The sequence below is a fragment of the Legionella waltersii genome (assembly GCF_001468085.1).
GTDB classification, from domain to species: domain Bacteria; phylum Pseudomonadota; class Gammaproteobacteria; order Legionellales; family Legionellaceae; genus Legionella; species Legionella waltersii.
On the sequence record NZ_LNZB01000015.1, the window covers coordinates 223,907 to 245,236 of the forward strand.

The window sequence follows — 21,330 nt, forward strand, 5'->3', positions numbered from 1 at the left end:
AATTTATTCATGCATTAAACATTAATTCCATCTATTGCGGCTACTGTATGCATGTCCTTGTCTCCACGTCCAGATAAACAAACTATTATAGTTTGATCTGGAGACATGGTTTTAGCTAGTTTTATTGCATAAGCTATCGCATGGCTAGACTCTAATGCAGGAATAATCCCTTCTACCCGAGTCAAAGAACGAAATGCTTCAAGAGCCTCAGTATCATTAATGGCCTGATAAATGACTCGACCTGTGTCTTTCAAATAAGCATGCTCAGGACCAACTCCAGGATAATCCAATCCAGCAGAGACAGAGTGAGTATCTATCACTTGACCATGCTCATCGCACAATAAATAGGTTCTGTTTCCATGCAATACTCCTGGTTTTCCAGCAAGCAAAGAAGCGGAGTGTTCTCCTGTTTCTATTCCTTTACCAGCGGCTTCCACACCATAAATAGCAACAGATTGGTCATTTAAAAAGGGGTAAAATAAACCAATAGCATTTGAGCCGCCCCCAACACATGCTACTAATGCATCAGGTAATTGCCCTGTCTTTTCAAGACATTGAGCCCTTGCTTCATGACCTATAACCGTTTGGAAATCTCTAACCATTTGCGGATAGGGATGAGGTCCAGCAACCGTACCAATGATGTAAAAGGTATCGTCAACATTGCTTACCCAGTCTCTCATGGCCTCATTGAGTGCATCTTTCAGAGTTCTTGATCCAGAGGTTACTGGGATTACTTCTGCTCCTAATAATTTCATTCGATAGACATTGCTTGATTGGCGTTTAATGTCTTCAGAACCCATGTAAACAACACATTTAAATCCAAATTTTGCTGCAACTGTGGCAGTTGCTACACCATGTTGACCAGCGCCAGTTTCAGCAATAACTCGTGTTTTTCCCATTCGTTTTGCTAAAAGCGCCTGACCTATTGTGTTATTAATTTTATGAGCACCAGTATGATTTAAATCCTCTCGCTTAAGATAGATTTGTGCACCACCAGTTTCTTTACTCAAACGCTCTGCATAATACAATGGATTGGGTCGTCCCACGAAGTCCTTCAATTCAAAGCGTAGTTCAGCAAGAAATTCAGGATCATTGCGAAATTTGGCGTAGGCATCCCCTAGTTGTTTAACAGCATGAACCAATGTATCTGCTATAAACATTCCACCATACGGACCAAAATGCCCAAACTCATCTGGAAGTTCTTTTTTTCCCATACTATCCCCATAGCGCTTTAACAAAGCGGCTCATTTTTTGATGATCTTTAATACCCGGCGATATTTCAACTCCACTGCATACATCAACAGCATGTGGTCTGCAAAGCTTCACCGCATCTACTACATTGTTTTCATTCAAACCACCAGCCAAAATGTAAGCTTTATTAACTTCTTTCGGGATGATTTGCCAATCAAAAGTTTCTCCTGTACCGCCACGTGCCTGTTGCGAAGGTGTGTCTAAAAGTATCGCACTGGCCTGACTAAATTCCAGTGCACTTTGCTGTATTTGTTCTGCGGATAGAGGACGAATGGCTTTAATATAAGGTTTATTAAATTGATTACAAAACTGTACGTCTTCATCCCCATGAAATTGCAAATACTGAATCGATAGTTCATTTACCAAACGATGAATAAACTCTTTCTCAGAGTTAACCAGGACAGCAACCACATCGACAAAAGCAGGTATGTTTTGAGTGAGCTTCTTGGCCTTTTCAATCGAAATATTACGAGAGCTATTTGAGTAAAATATAAAGCCTAAAGCATCAACACCCAATTCTAAGGCATATTCTACATCTTGAATCTGAGTCATTCCACACATTTTGATGTGCGTATGCGATGAATTCACTTATTTCTCCCACATGAATATAGGACCAGGGTGAGATTGATACACGCCAAATTCGGAGGGATAGTTAACCTGTGCTAAATAAAGCCCGTACGATGGCGCAGTTTCTGCACCTAATTTCCTGTCTTTAGCTTTAAGCACCTCTTCAACCCAGCTCACTGGGTGTTTTCCAGAGCCAACTGCAATTAAAACACCTGCAATATTTCTTACCATATGATGGAGAAACGCATTTGCAGTAATATCAATCAGTACTAAATCATTGTGTCTAGTCACTTGAATAGCATGAATATTTCTCATGGGTGTATTCGATTGGCATTCTATGGACCTAAACGAGGTGAAGTCATTTTCACCCACCAAGAATTGTGCTCCCTGATGCATTAGTCGATGATCAAGTTGCCTGTATTGCCAAGTAACATTACTTCTTAATAAACCAGGACGGATTGCACTATTATATATGACGTATCTGTATCGCCTGCTTATAGCAGAATAACGCGCATGAAAAGTGTCAGGCATCTCCTTACCCCACTTAACACAAATGTCTTTAGGTAAGAATGAATTTGCACCATGTATCCAAGCCCTTATGGTGCGTTCTTTTTCACAATCAAAATGGACTACTTGATTGGTTGCGTGGACACCTGTATCTGTTCTGCCAGCACACACAACGGATATGGCACAGTCTGCTACTTTAGAAAGAGCGTTTTCAAGTGCCTGTTGAATAGTATGTAAGCCAGTTTGTGCTTGCCAGCCGTGGTATCGGCAGCCATCGTATTCAACCACTAAGGCAATACGCATTGAATTTTCCTGATAAAACCTTCAATTTATATCACGGCTTATATTTTGTCTATACTTTCTAGATTACAAATCCTTTAATAGTTTCTTTGCTTCTTTTTTCTGAGCCGAACTACCATGCTCAATTACTTCCTCTAATGAACCTTTAGCGGATTCAATATCACCCATGCTGATGTATGTTTTAGCCAAATCCAGGAGCGTGTCGAGTGCTTTTTTACTTTTTAAGGGGCTGGCTGTCTTATCCTCATCTTTTGTTTCAATTACAGTAGATTCCCCTGCGTCAAATTGAATAGCACTATCATCGGCATTTTTACTAATTTCTGACTCATTCTTCTCATCTGGTGTAGCAAATAAATCAGTTTCTAGGGAGAGTGTATCTTTGATTTCAGAGAAAGATTCAGTCTCGGTTGTTGTAGAAACTTCTTCATTTGAAGCCTGTTCTTCTTTTTTATCTTCTGAAATTGATAGTTCACCTTCAGTCGTTAGAGGAGAGACAAATTCAATGTCCATTGTAGGCTCTTCTTCCTGTTCTACCTCTTTGGTTTTTTTGGAAGGCTTTCTCTCTTCCTTAACTGCCTCATGAAGACCAGTTTCAAACTCTAAAACCCCTAACTCTTCATTATCTTCTCCTTCCTTTTTAGGTTCATTGTCTTCAGCTGGTTTAGAAAGAGGAAGTTCAATAGGAGTAAGCTCTTTACTGGAAGGCTCCTCCTTGACGTTTGATTCAAATTCAATAAAATCGTCTTGATTTACTTCGGCTTCATTTTGAATACTTTCTGCAGTCGCATTTTCAAGATTTGATGCAATCTCTTCAGGTGGAGAAACTTCAAGCTGTTCATCAACCGGTGATGCAATGACTTCCGTCTCCTCAGGTTTAGTCTGAGCTTGCTGTACATCTTTAGTATCCGGTTTAGTCTGATCTTTCAACACCTCTGAAACTTCTATTGTCTCCTCATCCGGTGTATCTGGCTCAAACTCCAACTCATCTGATGAGGTGATTTCTGCTTCATCCATTGGAAGAAACGAATTTTCAACTCCAGAAGATTGCCCTTCAACCGATTTGTCCGCGATAATTGAAGCCAGTGGTCTGGGATGTTTAGGGTTATACTTAGCTGTGCTTTCAGGTAAGATTGGATGTTCTTTTTCAATAGGCGTGTGCATCTCTTCTTTAGGGGCTTCTGATTTTTCTGGTGAACCTTGCTCAACAATGCTGGTTACTGCTCTAACGACATTAGTAACCTCTTGAGGCTGAAGCGTTTCTTGCTCTATTGGTAGTACATTAGGCTCAGGAACGGTGCTAGTTGGCCCTTGTTCCTCTGTTTTTTGTTCTCGTACTCTAAAGTACCAGTATGCAAATGCATACCCTCCTCCAGCCAATACAATAAATAAAAGTACAAAAGGCCATACACTCATTGAGTCGTCATCAGATTTACTTGAGCTAGCCTGGGAAGCAACAGATTGTCGCTCTTTCATTATAACTTGAATTTGCTTTCTTAAGGTTTCTAATTCCTTATCTCTTTGATCCAGTTTGTCCTGTAGCTTTTTATTTTGGTCTTGCAGCAATCTCAACTGTTCCATTAACAATGCATTGGACTCTCTTACGGTTTCAACAGCGGCAGTAGTTATAGATATTTCAGCTTTTGTTTTAGCATCTTGCTCAGCTTGTTGAGATACAATGATTTGTTTTGGGTTCTGAGTATTGGTATTAATAGGATTTGCAGTTATATTTTGAATAATTTGTGGGAATGAATCCTTTGGAATGGCATTTGTTTCATTCAGTTTGGGAACTGCAGGGACTTCTGAGTTTTTCGATTGAGATACCGGATTAACGTTATGAGCATTGACATAGGGTGGTGCTAGAACATGGTTGATTTCTGTTTTTTCAGTCCATGCCTTATCATGAGCCATCACTTCTTCAACAGCCAAATCAGAGGGCACTTTTTCAATTTCTTCGGTAGATGGTATAGCTAAGCGTGATCCAACTTTTAAACCATTTAAATTCCCATTAGTAAATGCTTCAGGATTTGCACCGACAATCGCCAAAACGACTTGCGGTAATATCAAATTAGAGGTTTTATAACGCTGCGCGATTTGCCAAACGTTTTCATTGGCTACAGTAGGTCCATAAGTTGTCTTTTTCTTGTCATCATTAAGGTTAACTGGATTATGATCTACTGTACTTAGAACTGGTTTATCAACTACTCCAGGCTCGTTGGCATAAGTAGTTGTTTTTTTCTTATAGTAGCTTGGCTTGCTTTGAGCGATACTCTCTTCGAGCTTATAACCAGGGGGGTCTAGAAGAACGGTATAGGATTTATAGAGTTGTCCACTTGGCCAAACTAAATCAATGACAATTTCCATATAGGGCTCAGTCATCCGTTCATCTGATTTAATGATGATTACCGACTTCCCCTGTGAATTTTTCCCTATTTTAAAGTTCAATAAGGATAAAATTGCTGCTCGTTGAAGACCAATTTCCTCAAACTGTTGCGGATCAGCCACACTCACTTTAATGGTTGATAGTGAATTACCTCCTACATCAACTAATTCAATCTCAGCTAAAAAAGGTTGATCTAGGGAGGATTTAACAACCATTTCCCCTAATCCAAGACCATATAAAGAGAATGGCATAGTCAATGAAAGTATAGCCGCATGCAGTACGGTTTTTTTCAATTGGAGCTCCATGCACCAGTAATAAGTAAGTTACATAACAAAAATTAACATTATATCCAGGTCTATTCAAGAAAATCGATGATTATTCTTTAATAATCATTTAATTATGCATTATTTTGATACAAACTTCCTTATAAGGATTAATTCATCTTCTGGCCACTTCCTCCTTCTTGAAGTCCTTTTAAACTCGGGACGTCCACCCCATCATAATTGATAAAAGTCATCATACCAGTTGCTTGGTGATAGAGCATATGGCAATGCATCATCCAATTTCCTGGATTATTTGTGTCAAATTGAATTTTTACAGTTGATTTTGGCATCACCAGAACCGTATCTCTCATTGCACCTTGCTTAAGTGGTTTGCCATCAATCTCTGTTACCTCAAAAACATGTCCATGAAGATGCATTGGATGCTCCATGCCGGTATTATTTACAAACACCATTTCAATTCGTTTATTTGGTTTAACCTCAATTGGGTTAACAATTGGCCAAGATTGTTTATTGATCTGCCAAGTATAAGTGGCCATTGATCCATCCAACGTAACAGTAAGAGTTTGCCCTGGCTTTTGAGGGCTCAATGGATGTAAGGCCGTTGTCTTAAATTCTTGATCATAGTTTAAGGCACCAGCTTTAGTTGCAATCTTTTCGTTGGGTAAGACAATTTTAGCGTTTTCAGTGGCCAATATTAAACCCGTTCTCATATTCGTTCCCTCTCCTTGGGCTAAAATTGGATATGTACCCTCTCCTTTTGGGATAGTCACTAATAAATCAATTCTCTGTCCTACTGCTAACTGAAATTGATTTCCTAGAATGGGCTTAATTCTCTCGCCATCAACTGCAATCGCCTCTGCATTTAACTGGCCTGTATGAATAAAAAAGTTGGTCATGGCAGAACCCGCAATGATTCGTAGTCGAACTTTCTCTCCCTCTTTTACAGGAATGATTTCTGGGTTTTGCAGCGTCCTGTAATTCGTTAGAAAGGCATCATAGTGCACATCAACCAAATCCGGTTGTGAAGACTTCGAATTTTTTAACATTGAAGAGGACATAGACATTTTGCCCTGAGACATGTTCATTGGCATCCTGTTGCTTTTACGGAGATCTTTGAGAATCACAGTTGGCTCTTTGAAGCTAAAATCACCAATCATCATAACAACCTCTTTATCAGCTATGTGTTCATTCGGGTCATTAATAATAAAAGGGGCTGATAAAAACCTTTGTTCTTGTAAATCTGCATGAGAATGCATCCAATAAGTTCCAGCCTGAACAAGTTTAAAACGATAATGATAGGAGCCTTTAGCTGGTATTGGAGGCTGTGTTACATAAGGTACTCCATCCTGGTTATTCGGTAAAATTAATCCATGCCAGTGAATTACAGTAGGAGCATCTAGTGTGTTTTTCACAATGGCATCAAAGAGCTGTCCTTTTTCACCTCTAAATCCCCAAGTGCCATCTGGTTGTTCAATTCGAATTAAATTGCTGTTTTTACCATGAACCTTTACAGAATATTTCTTAATAAGTAACTCTATAGGTTTAGTCTCATTAGCACTGTATGAACTGTTTAAATAAACTAGTAATGCACTAAAAAAAACTCCTTGATGTACTTACCCAAAGCGCGCCCCCCGTTCTTGTCTGTCATTTAATCCTATTTCCTGAATGATTTTAAATAGTACTAGGATTAATCTTATCCTGATTATCCTGATGCCACCAGTTAGTAGACTTTTGTTTAAAGCTCTTGTTGCAATCAAATCTTCAGTCATTCATAATTTATCATCTTAAGATGTTTGAGAATTCTATGCCAGCATCGTTGATTGATGGTAAATCAGTAGCTTCACTACGTAGAGCCAACTTAAAAAAACGATTAGAACAATATACCACCGAAGGCAATAGAGCCCCTGGACTTGCTGTGATCCTTATCGGTGATGATCCCGCTTCAGCAATTTATGTGAATAATAAGCGAAAAGCGTGTGAAGAGGTAGGAATTAGGTCGCAATCTTATGATCTTCCAGCCCAAACCACTCAGAGCGAACTACTGCAATTAATCGATGAGCTTAACCAATCCGTTGACATTGATGGCATTCTCATTCAATTGCCATTACCTAAACACATTAATGAACGTATAGTTATAGAACGTATAAACCCCAAAAAGGATGTAGATGGTTTTCATCCATACAATATAGGCAGGCTGGCACAGAGAAATCCCTTATTAAGACCATGCACCCCATTGGGCATTATGAATCTACTAAGCCATTATAAACTTGATGTAAAACGAAAACATGCCGTAGTTGTTGGAGCATCTAACATAGTCGGAAGACCCATGAGTCTTGAGTTATTGTTAGCAGGCGCTACCGTCACTGTTTGCCATAAGTTTACCCAAAATCTCCAGCAATACGTTGAAAAAGCAGATTTTTTAATTGTTGCTACCGGAAAAATGGATGTTGTAAACGCTGAGTGGCTTCAGCAAAAACAGGTAGTCATTGATGTAGGGGTTCATCGATTGCCTGATGGAAGCATTCGTGGAGATATTGATTTTTCGATAGCCCTTCATAAGGTGTCCTGGTTAACTCCAGTTCCAGGGGGAGTTGGTCCAATGACCATTGTAACCTTGCTTGAAAATACATTGTTGTCGGCGAGTGGATTACAACTATAGCAATTACTTATCCAGTTCGTCCCAATCAAACTCACCATTTAGCTCATCAAAATCGTCTTTAAACTCTTCACGTAATCGCTTACGCTCTAACCTCTCTTCAAGCATTCGGCGAACTTTTCTTTTTTGATCAAGATCTTCAACATGATCATCGACTTCTTCATCGTAGTTATAATCAGAAAAGTATTGATCTTCAAAGTCTTCATGCAAACCCATTTTGATCTCCTAATTCGTTCCCCTCTAAAAAAAGTATAGTGCACAAATTTAAAATAATGTATTCTAATAATATTCAACGTTATTTCATTATATTCTTCTTATATGCTTAGCTATCAACATGGTTATCATGCTGGCAATTTTGCCGATGTTGTAAAACATATTGGACTTACAAGGCTTATAAGCTACCTGATACAAAAGGAAAAGCCTCTTTTTTACCTAGAAACGCATTCTGGAAAGGGACTCTACGATTTATACGATAGACAAGCTCAAAAAACAGGGGAATATAAAGAGGGTATTCAGCTAATTTGGCCAGATCGAAACAAATTGGATACAGTCTTTGAGAATTATTTTAAATGCGTTGCACAAGTTAACCATGGAAACGCTTTAAGATCGTACCCAGGCTCCCCCTATTTTGCTATTCATTTATTACGCCATGAAGACAGATTGTATTTTTGTGAATTACATCCAAAAGAGTTTGATGCACTGTCAAAACTGTCACAGGGGAACAAAAGGGTTCATTACAGTAATACAGATGGTTTGGATGCACTTAAATCCTTGTTGCCTCCCCAAGAGAAACGAGGCTTGATATTTATTGATCCTGCTTATGAGCAAAAAGAAGAATACAAAGAAATACCTGAGATTCTAGAGAAAGCATATAAACGCTTCTCCACTGGGGTTTTTTGTATTTGGTACCCAGTAGTCAACAAAGCATGGACCAATCAATTACTCAGAGGTCTTCATTCTATCAAAGCAAAAAACTGCCTCAGAATAGAATTTAATTTAGGATCAATGACTCATGAAGGAATGACGGGGTGCGGTCTATGGGTAATTAACCCACCCTATACTTTTGCTCTAGAAATGAAAACGGCATTAACTCAATTAAAATCCTATTTTAATCCTGTTGACTCATACTATACTATCGATAATTTTTCAGTTTGAATGAAGGACCTGACATGAAAGTCTGTTGTATCCCTGCTTTCTTGGATAATTACATCTGGGGAATTATGGATGATACTCAAAAGACCATAGATTGCGTAGATCCAGGAGATGCAGAGCCCGTTATCCATTTTCTTCGCTCTAATCATTTAAAGCTTAGAACAATCTTATTGACACATCACCATCATGACCATATTGGTGGTGTTGACGAACTATCAAAACTATGGCCACATTGCTTGATTTATGCCCCAGAAGATCAGAGGATTCCAATAGCAACAAACAGAGTCAAGCTGGGACAAACAATAACCATTGGCCCATTGAATTTCAAAGTTATGTTCAACCCTGGACATACCTCTAGTCATATTAGCTACTATGAAGATCAAAAAGAATGGTTATTCTGTGGGGATACTCTTTTTTCAGCCGGTTGTGGCAGAGTATTTGATGGAACTATTGAGGAGTTGCATCAATCCATGCAGCTGTTTAAATCACTTCCTACTTCCACCAAAATATATTGTGCGCACGAATATACCTTACAAAATTTAAAATTCGCACACACCGTTGAGCCAAATAATAGGGAAGTTAGCACCTATCTCTCACAAATTAAGAAAAACAAACCAAGCTGTACACTTCCATCGATACTCTCCAAAGAGTTAGCAATTAATCCTTTTTTAAGGACTCAAACAGATGAAGTAAAACTCTTTGCCAGCCAGCATGGTGCCCGCTCCCTCGACTCCCTTGAAGTATTTAAAGTACTTAGGCACGAAAAAAACAACTTCTAATACTGGGATTTTGTGACACAATTCCACTCAGAATGTATCGTTCAATATCAAAAAGGGTTTAAATCAATAATTTTTTTTAGTAAACTGAGCGGCCAATTAGGATTATAGGTACTGCCTTTGAAAAATAACTTATTCATAATAAAAGGTTTTATAATTTATAGTTTCATTTTACTTGGGTTGTTAACAAGCAATTCCTTACGAGCAGCATCCAATGTATGGGATGTTTTACGCAAAGAGTTCCGAGTAAGTCATGAGGTAACTCGCCCTGAAGTGCAAGAGCAAATTCGATGGTTAGTTGCCCATCCTAGTTATATTGATAAAGTGAGTCGCCAATCTGAACCTTTTATTTATCATGTTATTGGTGAAATAAAAAAACGGAAACTACCTGGCGAAATCGCGTTGTTGCCTATGGTTGAAAGCGCTTATGATCCCTTTGTGTATTCCGGTGCAGGTGCTGCTGGTATATGGCAGCTCATGCCGAAAACGGGTAGAGATCTAGGTTTAAAACAGGATTGGTGGCTGGATAGTAGAAAGAGCATTAGGCCATCTACTGATGCTGCATTGAATTACCTTGTGTATTTAAATAAATTCTTTAATGGAAATTGGATCTTAGCATTTGCTGCCTATGATTCAGGAGAAGGAACCATTGCGAGAGCGATCAAAACGACAACACGTCCAGGACGACCTGTGAATTTCTGGAATTTACCTGTTTCTAGAGAAACCAAATTATATATACCCCGCATATTGGCTTTGGCAGAGGTAATTAATAATCCAAAGCGATATAGAATTAACCTACCAAGCATTGATTATCTACCCTATTTTGAAGAGGTCAATATTGGAACCCAGCTTGATTTAAATCACGCAGCAAAACTTGCAGGAGTTAGTTATAAAGAAATAAAAAAATTAAATCCAGGCTTAAATCGCTGGACTACCCCTCCTCATAAACCCTATAAGCTCCTGATTCCTGCAGACAATGTCAAACGCTTTAATTTAAACTTATCCAATCTAGCTGAAAATAAGCGAACGACATGGACTAAACACCACGTTAAAAAGGGCGATAATCTCTATAGTATTGCAGGTCGTTATAATACGACTGTTAACATGCTTAAGCGTGTCAATCAATTGACTGGAAATACCGTTAAACAAAATCAATCTATACTGATCCCCAAAAGCCAAGGAATCGTAGCTTTGGCGCAAAGTGACCAACCCTCAACAAAACCTGATGTGGATAGAACAAACTCCTATCAACAACGTTCAACAAAAAAGAAATTGTACACCATCAAACGAGGGGATAGCTTGAGCGCTATTGCTAAACGAAACCGTACAAAAGTGAAAATCATTATTAGCCTGAATCCAGGTCTTAAAAAAACAACTATTCTAAAGTTAGGGCGAAAAATTCAAATTGCATAAGAACCTATGTCTAACCTATCCCACTAAAACTAGGCTAAAAAGAATTCCTGGTCAAAGGATAGTGGGGTTTTAATGAGTGAGTTTAGATGCACTAAATGACCGATCTAAATACTAGTTCTAACCATGGAAATGGTTTTTTTTCATAAGTCATTTAAAAATTAGGTTCAGACATGAATTTAGGTATAAACCTTGCAAGAGAAAAATAAAAAATGTGTTATAATAAAACTAGGTTGTTAATAGAAATAAGATCATGAAATTACTGTTCGATTTTTTTCCAATAGTGTTGTTTTTTATCATATATAAGATATATGGTATCTATATTGCTACAGCCGTTGCAATGGTCGCTTCAATTACCCAAGTTCTTTTTTACAGGCTCAAATTCCAACATTTTGAAAAAATGCACCTGATCAGTTTGGCAATCATTTTAGTGCTTGGTGCAGCAACTTTGTTCTTTCAAAATCCGTGGTTTATTAAATGGAAACCAACCGGAATTTATTGGTTATCCGCTTTAATATTTTATACTTCAGCCTACATAGGAACAAAGCCATTAATCCAAAAAATGATGGACAGTAATGTGACATTACCCTCTAAAATTTGGTATAGACTTAATTACGCTTGGTCGTTATTCTTTATAGTGATGGGTGCATTAAATCTATATGTTGCCTATAATTTTGATACAGATGCGTGGGTTAATTTTAAATTATTTGGTGGAGTTGGTTTTACTTTTCTGTTTGTTTTGATCCAAGCCTTTTATTTAACTAAACATATGGATGAAAAAAGTTTGGAGAAACAATAACCATAATCATCACCGCTTGAGGTGAATTATAAAGTAGGAGCAACAATGAGGCTATTACTAGTTGAAGACGATGAGCTTCTAGGCGATGCAGTAAAAGCCGGTCTTACTCAATTTGGGTATGTTGTTGATTGGCTAAAAGATGGCGAAAGTGCACGTGCTGCTCTTAAATCTGAGTCCTTCGAGTTAATTATTCTTGATCTTGGTTTACCTAAACTTTCTGGCTTAGCCTTGTTGCAACATGTAAGAAATGATGGCAACAGCACTCCAGTGATTATTTTAACGGCTCGTGATTCTATTGAAGATCGGGTAAAGGGATTAGATAGTGGCGCTGATGATTACCTTGTTAAACCTTTTGATTTAAATGAATTAAGCGCAAGAATTCGTGCCTTAGTAAGGCGTTCACAAGGTCGAGCAGACGCTGTGCTCCAATATAAAAATATTACTCTTGATCCTGCAGCACATTCAGTATTTGTGGACGATGTATTAATGAACGTTCCCAGAAGAGAGTTCGCCTTATTACAAAAACTATTGGAAAACAGCGGGCAAGTATTATCTCGTGAGCAACTCATGCAAAGTATTTATGGCTGGGAAGAAGACGTTGATAGTAATGCGCTCGAAGTACACATCCATAATTTGCGCAAAAAACTGAATGCGAACTTTATCCGCACTATACGAGGAGTTGGTTATATGGCGGAAAAAAATGAAGGCTCTAGTGTATCGTGAAGTCCTCAATAAGAAAGTTCCTACTCATTAATTTATTGCTTGCAATTACTATAACGACAACTCTTACTGCTATTGGTAACTACTATTTGGACCAAAAGGATATTCAAGATCATCTTGATACCTTAATGGCAATCTCTGCACTGTCTTATCAAGCATTATTAGGGGATGATCTTCATAGACGCCCTCTGGTCAAATTGCAAGATGCGTTAGATACAATTCCTGAAAAAATAAATACTTATTATCAAAAGCGGTATTTGAATGAAGAGTCCCAAGAAACCTACCTTGATAAATTTAACTTTCAAGTTTGGACAAATGGTGGAAAATTGCTATTACACTCCTCTTCCGCCCCTAAAATACCCCTCACCGCTGAAGTAGATGGGTTTAGTGACAAAACTATTTCTGATCAAAACTGGAGAGTATTCACAACCTACAATGATAAAGCCGGAATTCGAACTGTATTGGGTGAAAGATACGATACACGAAATGAGTTAGGTCATAAAATTGCCCAAGATGATCTTTATATTATGCTTCTTACGTTTCCCCTATCCGGTTTATTGATTTGGATTATTATTGGTCGAGGTTTAGATAGCCTTGAAAAAGTAGCCGAGGAAGTTGCTAACAGGGCTCCATCTCATCTGGAACCATTTGATCTAAAGGAGGTTCCAGAAGAGATAAAACCAGTTATCGATGAATTAAACAAATTATTTTTTAGGCTAAAAGAAGGTTTTGAACGTGAAAAGCGATTTGCTGCAGATGCTGCACATGAATTAAGAACCCCATTAGCAGCCCTTAAGGCTCAAGCGCAAGTAGCACTCAATACGAATGACGTTAATGAAAAAAACCAAGCCTTACATAAACTCATTGCTAGTGTAAATCGTAGCACTCATATTGTTCAACAGCTCTTAACAATGAGCAAACTGGTCCCTGAAGCAATTGAGTTAAATGAGCTGGAAGAAGTTAACTTAAGTAAGTTAACCCGAGAAACTCTAGCTATGCTGGTACCATCAGCACTCGAAAAGCAAATTGAGCTAGAATTCGAAGCGGATGAGTCAATACCAAAAGTAGAAGGAAATCCTACAGCTCTAGGAATATTGATACGAAATCTAGTCGATAATGCAATACGATACTGTAGTGAACATGGAAGAGTGATAGTACGTGTAGTCAGTCAAAATGATGAAGTCATTTTTGAGGTTTCAGACAATGGCCCTGGTATTCCTAAAGAGCTTCAAAATAGAGTATTTGAACGCTTCTTTAGAGTTTTAGGCAATAAGAGCACGGGAAGTGGTCTTGGACTAGCCATAGTTCAGCAAATTAGTTCTTTACATAATGGTCGCGTTACTCTTGACTCACCAAAACAAGGAACAGGGCTAATTATTAGAGTACATCTACCCATTAAACATAAAAACAAGCATTTATCTTAAAGGCTTGATTTTTCTTACCCTAAAATCAAAACCCTTACAAGCTCAAAAATAATTGGCGCATCCGGGAATGAGAAAGGGGCCGATAATTGAAGCCCCCTATCAAACTAGCTGTACAAAATTAACTTGCAGAATCTGTTTTAGTGTTCCTGGTTGTAGTTTGAGATTCTTGAGAAGCAGTACTGTTTTGTTTAGCAGCACTACGATGTCCGGCTGCTTGAGCAGCATTAGCTTGAGCAGCATTAGCTTGAGCAGCATTAGCTTGAGCAGCGTTAGCTTGAGCAGCGTTAGCTTGAGCAGCGTTAGCTTGGACTGCGTTTGTGTGAGCAGAATTGGTACGAGCAGCATGGGCTTGAGTTGCATTAGCATGTGCTATATTGCTGTGAGCTGCATTGGCTTTAGCTTGCGATGCATGAGATTTAGCTGCTTTGATATGAGCAGATTGTTTGTTGGAAGTTGTAGTATTTGCTTGAGCAATTGAAGTAGTTGTAGTTGCCTTTGAGTGTGTAACAGCTGTTTCTGCAGCATTAACTCGAACTTCAGTTGCATTTACTGAGAACGCAACTAAGGAAGTCGCGATAATACCAATAACTTGTTTCATGTTTTCTCCTATTGGTTAGTCAAATAACTCATTGAGGCGCTCACAAATTACAGCCTAAGTAGCATAAAGCATATCAGGGCAAGACACAATCCTCTTTACCTGGCTGCTAGAATTTGTAATGCTTCGCGGATTAGCTGTTCGCACGTTTTTAATCCATCGTCAATTTTATTAACGACTTTAAAGGCCTCCTGGTGTTTATAGCCTAAAGCTTCCAACGCACTAACCGCCTCATCCTGGTTCCGAACACTTATAGTTCCTGATTTTGAAACTACTTCACTGCTAGGCTCCCCAAGTTGCTTAATGCTGTCTCGCATTTCCACAACAAGGCGTTCAGCTGTTTTTTTACCAATGCCTGGTAATTTCGTTAACAAGGCCGCATTTTCTTGATGGATACATTGAATGAACTCATTAGGAGATATGCTAGAAAGAATAGTCATCGCTAATTTAGGACCAATTCCATTGACTTTAATCAGTGCTCTAAATAAAGAACGCTCTAATTTATCAATAAAACCATAAAGAAGCAGAGCATCCTCTCTAACTACGGTATGGATATGAAGTCCAAGAGCTTTTTCATGACTGTCTATTTGGAAAAAAGTATTTAAAGAGGTCTCCACATCATAACCCACTCCGTGAACATCTATCACTAATTTCCCAGGCTGATGTTTATCGACTACTTGACCATGCAACCAACCTATCATTATCTTGTTCTCCTTCCTCTTAGTCCCTTTTGTCCTATACGTGCTACAAGTCCATTACGCATATGACTATGACAGATGGCTATCGCTAAAGCATCAGCAGCATCTTTTTGCGGTGCTTTATTCAACAATAAAAGTTGAACAACCATATGGCTAACTTGAGTTTTTTCAGCAGCACCATATCCAACGACACTTTGTTTAATTTCTCGCGGAGAATACTCACTAATTGGAACACGGTGAGATGCAGCAGCCACCATAGCCACACCTCTTGCATGCCCTAGTTTTAGTGCAGCACTTGCATTTTGGTGCATAAAAATTTGCTCAATGGCCACTTCATTAGGAGAATACTCATCCATTAACTGACAAATCCCATTATAAATTTGCAGTAATTTATCTTTTAATTCTCCATCAGTATCAGTGCGAATACATCCACTATCAATATATTCAATTCGACTGTTGGTTTCATGAACTATTCCATATCCTGTAATCCGTGACCCCGGATCTATCCCTAGAATAATAGCCATTAGTTCATTGATTCTAATAAATCTTCAGAAAAATCAGCATTGCTATAAACTTCTTGAACGTCATCCAAATCTTCCAACATGTCGATCATTTTAACTAAACTCTCTGCAGTGTCTTCACTGATTGATACTAATGTTTGAGCTCTCATGGTTAATTGAGACTGCTCTACCTCCAAGCCAGCATCTTGTAATGCATTTAAAACGCTATGATAGTTTTCCACAGGAGTAATTACTTCAACCTGTCCATCTTCAACAAGTACATCTGATGCGCCTGCTTCAATAGCCACCTCCATCACTTGATCCTCTGATTGGCCAGCTGCCACTAAAATCTCACCTTGATTAGTAAACAAGTAGGCTACAGAACCATCGGTACCCAAGTTTCCCCCATGTTTAGTAAAAGCATGTCTTACTTCAGAAACAGTACGATTTTTGTTGTCAGATAAACAATCTACCAAGACTGCTACTCCACCTGGCCCGTAACCTTCATAACGCATTGCAACCATGTCTTGCCCATCAAGACCACCAACTCCACGTTTAATAGCATTGTCAATCGTATCACGCTTCATGTTAGCATTTAATGCTTTCTTAACAGCATCTCTTAGACGAGGATTGCTTGACTCATCACCACCACCCATTCGTGCGGAAACGGTAATTTCTCGAATTAATTTAGTAAAGATTTTTCCTCGTTTCGCATCTTGTACGCCTTTACGAAACTTAATGTTAGCCCATTTACTATGCCCAGCCATTTGTCACCTCAATACCGAAATTTTTAGGATAGATTATACAATGCTCTCGGAGCAAAAAGAACGTCTAAACCCTATTCTGTACTCGACATTTTTCACTTTTATAGTCTATTCTAGCGACAGATAATAATATCTTACAGGAGAACTTGTCGTGTACTTGCAAGGATTTGGTAACTATCATCACAGTGAAGCTGTACCAGGAGCTTTGCCACCCAACCAAAACTCACCTCAGAAATGTAGCCTTGGATTGTATGCAGAACAGCTCAGTGGCACAGCATTTACCCGACCACGATATAGTAATTACAGAAGTTGGCTATATCGAATACTCCCCTCAGTAGCCCAAGGGACTTATTATCCTTACGCAGGCAATATCAGCAGTTCTTTCGCAAATGAGCAATCACCGAACCCCTTAAGATGGTCACCGTTAAAATACTCTCAAGTAAACTGTGATTTTGTTGATGGACTCTACCATATAGCTGGTAGCCGTTTCGTCAATGCCTACACTTATTTTTGTAACCAATCGATGGACAATAAATATCTTGCGAATTACGATGGCGAATTACTGTTTGTACCTTATCTCGGAGAGTTGAACCTTTTTACCGAATTTGGCTTTATGCATTTAAAAGCGGGAATGATAGCCGTCATCCCCCGAGGCGTTAAATTCAAAATAGAGATCCTGAGCGATGAAGCTGCTGGTTATGTTTGTGAAAACGCTGGAGCACCATTAACTCTACCACAACTCGGGCCAATCGGAGCCAATGGCTTAGCTAACCCTAGGCATTTTATGTACCCAACAGCAGCATTTGAAACCAAGGAAATTGACTGTATTGTTTTATGCAAAAATCAGAATAAACTATGGTTTTCAGAAAGCAAGCACTCTCCACTCAATGTTGTAGCGTGGCATGGAAACTATGCACCATACTGTTATGATCTCAGTTTATTCAATACGATTAACACCGTTAGTTTTGACCACCCAGACCCATCTATATTTACAGTACTGACCTCAGAAAGTGAAAGCCCAGGAATTGCCAACCTAGACTTCGTTATTTTTCCTCCTAGGTGGATGGTAGCGGAACACACTTTTAGACCCCCCTATTTTCATAGAAATTACATGAATGAGTTAATGGGTTTAGTTTACGGTAACTACGATGCTAAAATGGAGGGTTTTTTACCTGGTGGCATTAGCATTCATAACTGCATGACCCCACATGGGCCTGACTTTGACTCTTATGAGGCTGCCGCCAATCAGGAACTGAAGCCAAGCTACATTGATTCTTTGGCTTTCATGTTTGAAACACGGGACTATTGGTTGGTTACCGATCAGGCTTTGCATCATCCACAACGGCAATTGGATTATATGAAGTGTTGGAGTGGGTTTCCAGTTGCATTTTCGGGTTGAATTTGGAGTATTATTTAGTATCGTTATCCGCTCCCTTACGGTCGCATCTCGGTTAGTACCCTGTCAACAGAGCCACGACCGTAAGGGAGCGGATACAACCATTCCCTAAAACAAGTCCTCTTGCGTTAAACCAACTCTCTCCAGTAAAGCTCTTAATGTTTTTAAAGCCTCGACTTGAATCTGTCGCACTCGTTCACGAGTTAAATCAATTTCTTTACCAACGTCTTCTAAAGTAGCTTTTTCAAAACCACGTAAGCCAAAGCGCCTAGCAATAACTTGCTGTTGATTCTCAGTCAGCTTATCAAGAAGTTGTTCAATATGTTGTCGCAAATTTTCGTTGGTTAATAACTCAGCTGGATTCACGCTGTTTTCATCTGCTATCGTGTCTAGCAACGATTTAGTCTCATCAAACCCTATTGGCGTGTCTACTGAGGCTACTTTATCATTCAAGCCTAGTAACTTCTGAACATCTTCTAGAGGTTTATCAACCATCTCAGCTATTTCCTCTGGGGATGGCTCATGATCGAGTTTCTGCGTTAGCTGCCTTGCAGCTCTCAAATAAACGTTTAGCTCTTTTACGACATGGATCGGCAAACGAATAGTTCTTGTTTGGTTCATTATAGCGCGTTCAATCGTTTGTCTAATCCACCAGGTAGCATAAGTGGAAAATCTAAAACCCCTCTTAGGATCAAATTTTTCAACGGATTTCATTAACCCTAAATTGCCTTCCTCAATTAAGTCGAGCAAAGGCAAACCTCTATTCAAATAACGTCTAGATATTTTAACGACCAAGCGCAAATTAGACTCGATCATTTTTTTTCGGGCTTCAACATCCCCTTTTAAAGCTAAAGTAGCATAATGAACTTCCTCTTCTGCTGACAGCAAAGGGGAAAATCCGATTTCACTTAAATAAAGTTGTGTTGCATCTAAAGCCTTAGCAACATTTTTTCCGCGAGGGAAAGCAGACAGAGCTTCTTCGTCCTCAAGCTCAGGGAAATCAAGTAGCTCAGCTTCTTCAGGCTTTTCGAGTTCAGCCTCTAACTCCTCTTCCACCAACAAGGACTCGTCTTCTGGCTCGGTCCATTCCTCTTCCTTAACTTCTGGCTCTTTATTTGGCTCATCTTCATTGTGCATTGTATCACCTATAATGTTTCGCCATGTTTTGAAAAAGACATCTCCACATGTCTATTGTTGCTATAACTACAAGTTATATGTCAACCTTTTTGTAGATAATTCAATGGATTGACTGGCACACCTGCCCTTCTTATTTCAAAATGAACTCCCCAATACTTCCTGTCAACTAAACCTGCCTCTGCAATCACTTGTCCAACACTAACTGATTGTCCCTCTCTTACTAATATTTTAGCGTTATAACCGTAGGCTGTCAGGTATTCGTTATTATGTTTTATAATAATTAAATTGCCATACCCAGCCAATCCGCTTCCTGCATAAGCAACAACTCCGCTAGATGAAGCACGGATCCTGTCCCCTTTATTACAAGCAATATTTATGCCTTTTTTGCCTTGTGTTGGCACAAAAGTTGTCACAACTCGCCCTGAAACTGGCCACAACCATCCTTTCCCAGGGCTCTTTACAGAAGTAGGTGTATAAATTACGCGTTGCTTAGGTTGATAGATCGGTCTATAAACAGGTCTAGATATCTGCTTTATAGGTGCAACCCGATGACCTACTCCTCTCAGGTTAATAACTTGTCCTACTCTTAATGCATAGGGAGGTCTAAGATGGTTAAGAGCAGCCAATTGTCTGTAATCAGTATCATAACGGAATGAGATGGCATAAAGGGTTTCCCCTTGACGTACAACATGACTTGATTGATTTTTGGAGAAAGTCTGCCATTTTACTTCCGTCACAGGAGCAAAATGGTTTCCTGTTTCGCAGCCAGTTAGGATGAAAATCAAAATAAAATAGATTAGTCGTCTTAAGTACATTCGTTTCCTCTCAACCTTCAATCATGCGGTATGAAAGTTGTTTCCATTTAGCCAATGGGATAATTGATCAAATAGGTTGTAATGGGTCAAATCTAAATGCAATGGTGTAATTGAAACATGTCCTGTTTTAACTGCATAAAAATCAGTGCCTGGTCCTGCATCAGCCTCAGGTCCTGGAGGGCCAACCCAATAAATAGTCCTACCTCTAGGATCGTATTCTTTGACTATCGGTTCAGCACCATGTCGCGTTCCTAAACGAGTGACTTGTAAACCTTTAATTTCATCCAATGGCAAATCTGGAACGTTCACGTTTAAGATAGTCTGGGCAGGAAGTTTATTCGTACTCAACTTCATCACTAATTGTTTTGTTACGGCAGCCGCAGTTTCATAATGTTGAATGTCTTCACCAACCATAGACACTGCGATAGCGGGTAATCCTAAATAGCGTCCTTCCATGGCCGCAGCGACAGTTCCTGAATAAAGAACATCGTCACCTAAGTTAGCACCATCGTTTATGCCTGAAACGACCATATCAACTACCGGATCGAGTAGTCCCGTTATCGCCAAATGAACACAGTCCGTTGGAGTGCCATCAACACTATAATACCCATTTTCCAACTGCCGCACTCTAAGAGGCTGATGTAAAGTTAATGAGTTGCTTGCCCCACTTCTATTTCTATCAGGAGCAACAACTGTGATGTCAGCCACTTGAGCTAGCTCATTCGATAGCACTTTAATTCCAGGTGCTAATACCCCATCATCATTACTAACTAATATTCTCATCTTAACTCTCGGGCGATTCTAACCACTTCACTACAGCTAAATAATATTGTAGGACCTTTTGATTTTGCTCAATCGATGTTTCTAAAGCAGAATTTGCTCCACTTTTTTGCAATTCAAACTGCTGAGCGGCAATTTTTTGTTGTAATGCTAAAATGACATTACCAAATCCCTGAGGACTAGATTGCAGTTGATAGGCCAAAGTACTTAGCCTGCTTCCAATTTGTTCAAGCTCTTTGCAACTTAAGCCCGATGGTTGTTGATTAGGGCACGCTTTTAACACCTGTTGCAATTCTTTAGGGTGAGCAAGATAGTATTGCTCGCCTTTTTTTACTTGACAGGCGACTAATCCTAAAGCAATAAGAATAACCACAAAGTACTTATTCATACCAACCCTCTTGATGTAAACCACAGAAAGC

General features: G+C 39.1%; 22 protein-coding genes. 8 read left to right on the top strand and 14 right to left on the bottom strand.

Going from position 1 to position 21,330, the window contains the following annotated elements; translation table 11 throughout:
• Positions 1-14: 14 nt before the first annotated feature.
• From trpB to Lwal_RS04240, 5 genes are all read right to left on the bottom strand, one after another.
• Positions 15-1,214 carry a tryptophan synthase subunit beta gene (gene trpB / locus Lwal_RS04220; RefSeq protein ID WP_058479669.1) on the bottom strand — a complete coding sequence of 400 codons (1,200 nt, stop codon included), beginning with the start codon at positions 1,212-1,214 and terminating at the stop codon, positions 15-17.
• 1 nt (position 1,215) lies between these two features.
• The gene (locus Lwal_RS04225; RefSeq protein ID WP_058479670.1) at positions 1,216-1,839 is read right to left on the bottom strand and encodes a phosphoribosylanthranilate isomerase; all 624 of its coding nucleotides are present in this window, start codon (positions 1,837-1,839) and stop codon (positions 1,216-1,218) included.
• Complete coding sequence (truA, locus tag Lwal_RS04230; RefSeq protein WP_058479671.1) at positions 1,840-2,628, bottom strand: tRNA pseudouridine(38-40) synthase TruA; 789 nt, start codon at positions 2,626-2,628, stop codon at positions 1,840-1,842.
• 63 nt (positions 2,629-2,691) lie between these two features.
• A complete protein-coding gene (locus Lwal_RS04235) occupies positions 2,692-5,298 on the bottom strand; it encodes a FimV/HubP family polar landmark protein (RefSeq protein ID WP_058479672.1) in 2,607 nt (868 codons plus the stop codon).
• A 140-nt stretch (positions 5,299-5,438) separates the two neighbouring features.
• Positions 5,439-6,827, bottom strand: a complete 1,389-nt coding sequence (locus Lwal_RS04240; RefSeq protein WP_083500034.1) for a multicopper oxidase domain-containing protein — start codon at positions 6,825-6,827, stop codon at positions 5,439-5,441.
• A 266-nt stretch (positions 6,828-7,093) separates the two neighbouring features.
• Between Lwal_RS04240 and folD the strand changes: the two genes are divergently transcribed.
• Positions 7,094-7,948 carry a bifunctional methylenetetrahydrofolate dehydrogenase/methenyltetrahydrofolate cyclohydrolase FolD gene (folD, locus tag Lwal_RS04245; protein WP_058479673.1) on the top strand — a complete coding sequence of 285 codons (855 nt, stop codon included), beginning with the start codon at positions 7,094-7,096 and terminating at the stop codon, positions 7,946-7,948.
• Between the two features lie 3 nt (positions 7,949-7,951).
• Here folD and Lwal_RS04250 read toward each other — a convergent pair whose 3' ends face one another.
• Positions 7,952-8,161, bottom strand: coding sequence for a PA3496 family putative envelope integrity protein (locus tag Lwal_RS04250; protein ID WP_058479674.1), 210 nt, complete (start codon positions 8,159-8,161; stop codon positions 7,952-7,954).
• Between the two features lie 102 nt (positions 8,162-8,263).
• On the opposite strand from Lwal_RS04250, the gene Lwal_RS04255 reads away from it, so the two are divergent.
• The 6 genes from Lwal_RS04255 to Lwal_RS04280 all read left to right on the top strand — a co-directional run bounded on the left by Lwal_RS04255 (position 8,264) and on the right by Lwal_RS04280 (position 14,226).
• Positions 8,264-9,100: a 23S rRNA (adenine(2030)-N(6))-methyltransferase RlmJ gene (locus Lwal_RS04255; RefSeq protein ID WP_058479675.1), complete on the top strand. Its 837-nt coding sequence runs from the start codon at positions 8,264-8,266 to the stop codon at positions 9,098-9,100.
• Between the two features lie 14 nt (positions 9,101-9,114).
• On the top strand, positions 9,115-9,876 hold the full coding sequence (gloB, locus tag Lwal_RS04260) for a hydroxyacylglutathione hydrolase (protein WP_058479676.1): 762 nt from the start codon (positions 9,115-9,117) through the stop codon (positions 9,874-9,876).
• Between the two features lie 117 nt (positions 9,877-9,993).
• A complete protein-coding gene (locus Lwal_RS04265) occupies positions 9,994-11,286 on the top strand; it encodes a LysM peptidoglycan-binding domain-containing protein (RefSeq protein ID WP_058479677.1) in 1,293 nt (430 codons plus the stop codon).
• 250 nt (positions 11,287-11,536) lie between these two features.
• Entirely contained in the window at positions 11,537-12,082 is a 546-nt protein-coding gene (locus tag Lwal_RS04270; RefSeq protein WP_058479678.1) for a septation protein A, read from the top strand.
• Positions 12,083-12,127: 45 nt separating this feature from the next.
• Positions 12,128-12,805 carry a response regulator gene (locus Lwal_RS04275; protein ID WP_058479679.1) on the top strand — a complete coding sequence of 226 codons (678 nt, stop codon included), beginning with the start codon at positions 12,128-12,130 and terminating at the stop codon, positions 12,803-12,805.
• On the top strand, positions 12,802-14,226 hold the full coding sequence (locus tag Lwal_RS04280; protein WP_058479680.1) for an ATP-binding protein: 1,425 nt from the start codon (positions 12,802-12,804) through the stop codon (positions 14,224-14,226). Before Lwal_RS04275 ends, Lwal_RS04280 begins: the two co-directional genes overlap by 4 nt.
• 118 nt (positions 14,227-14,344) lie before the next feature.
• Here the strand turns inward: Lwal_RS04280 and Lwal_RS04285 are convergent, their stop codons facing one another.
• The 4 genes from Lwal_RS04285 to Lwal_RS04300 all read right to left on the bottom strand — a co-directional run bounded on the left by Lwal_RS04285 (position 14,345) and on the right by Lwal_RS04300 (position 16,786).
• A complete protein-coding gene (locus Lwal_RS04285) occupies positions 14,345-14,824 on the bottom strand; it encodes a hypothetical protein (RefSeq protein WP_058479681.1) in 480 nt (159 codons plus the stop codon).
• A gap of 95 nt (positions 14,825-14,919) precedes the next feature.
• Positions 14,920-15,522, bottom strand: coding sequence for a Holliday junction branch migration protein RuvA (ruvA, locus tag Lwal_RS04290; protein WP_058479682.1), 603 nt, complete (start codon positions 15,520-15,522; stop codon positions 14,920-14,922).
• Positions 15,522-16,043, bottom strand: coding sequence for a crossover junction endodeoxyribonuclease RuvC (gene ruvC, locus Lwal_RS04295; RefSeq protein WP_058479683.1), 522 nt, complete (start codon positions 16,041-16,043; stop codon positions 15,522-15,524). The genes ruvA and ruvC overlap by 1 nt, the downstream gene beginning before the upstream one ends.
• Positions 16,043-16,786 carry a YebC/PmpR family DNA-binding transcriptional regulator gene (locus Lwal_RS04300; RefSeq protein WP_058479684.1) on the bottom strand — a complete coding sequence of 248 codons (744 nt, stop codon included), beginning with the start codon at positions 16,784-16,786 and terminating at the stop codon, positions 16,043-16,045. Before Lwal_RS04300 ends, ruvC begins: the two co-directional genes overlap by 1 nt.
• Before the next feature lie 148 nt (positions 16,787-16,934).
• Here Lwal_RS04300 and hmgA point away from each other — a divergent pair, with 148 nt between their 5' ends.
• Positions 16,935-18,182 carry a homogentisate 1,2-dioxygenase gene (gene hmgA / locus Lwal_RS04305; protein WP_058479685.1) on the top strand — a complete coding sequence of 416 codons (1,248 nt, stop codon included), beginning with the start codon at positions 16,935-16,937 and terminating at the stop codon, positions 18,180-18,182.
• Positions 18,183-18,287: 105 nt separating this feature from the next.
• On the opposite strand, the gene rpoS is transcribed toward hmgA, so the two are convergent.
• The 4 genes from rpoS to Lwal_RS04325 form a co-directional block, all read right to left on the bottom strand.
• Entirely contained in the window at positions 18,288-19,316 is a 1,029-nt protein-coding gene (gene rpoS / locus Lwal_RS04310) for an RNA polymerase sigma factor RpoS (RefSeq protein WP_058479686.1), read from the bottom strand.
• A gap of 80 nt (positions 19,317-19,396) precedes the next feature.
• On the bottom strand, positions 19,397-20,131 hold the full coding sequence (locus Lwal_RS04315) for a peptidoglycan DD-metalloendopeptidase family protein (RefSeq protein ID WP_058479687.1): 735 nt from the start codon (positions 20,129-20,131) through the stop codon (positions 19,397-19,399).
• 21 nt (positions 20,132-20,152) lie between these two features.
• Positions 20,153-20,914 (bottom strand): 5'/3'-nucleotidase SurE, encoded by a 762-nt coding sequence (surE, locus tag Lwal_RS04320; RefSeq protein ID WP_058479688.1) that lies wholly within the window; start codon positions 20,912-20,914, stop codon positions 20,153-20,155.
• Position 20,915: 1 nt separating this feature from the next.
• The gene (locus Lwal_RS04325; protein ID WP_058479689.1) at positions 20,916-21,299 is read right to left on the bottom strand and encodes an EexN family lipoprotein; all 384 of its coding nucleotides are present in this window, start codon (positions 21,297-21,299) and stop codon (positions 20,916-20,918) included.
• Positions 21,300-21,330: the final 31 nt, after the last annotated feature.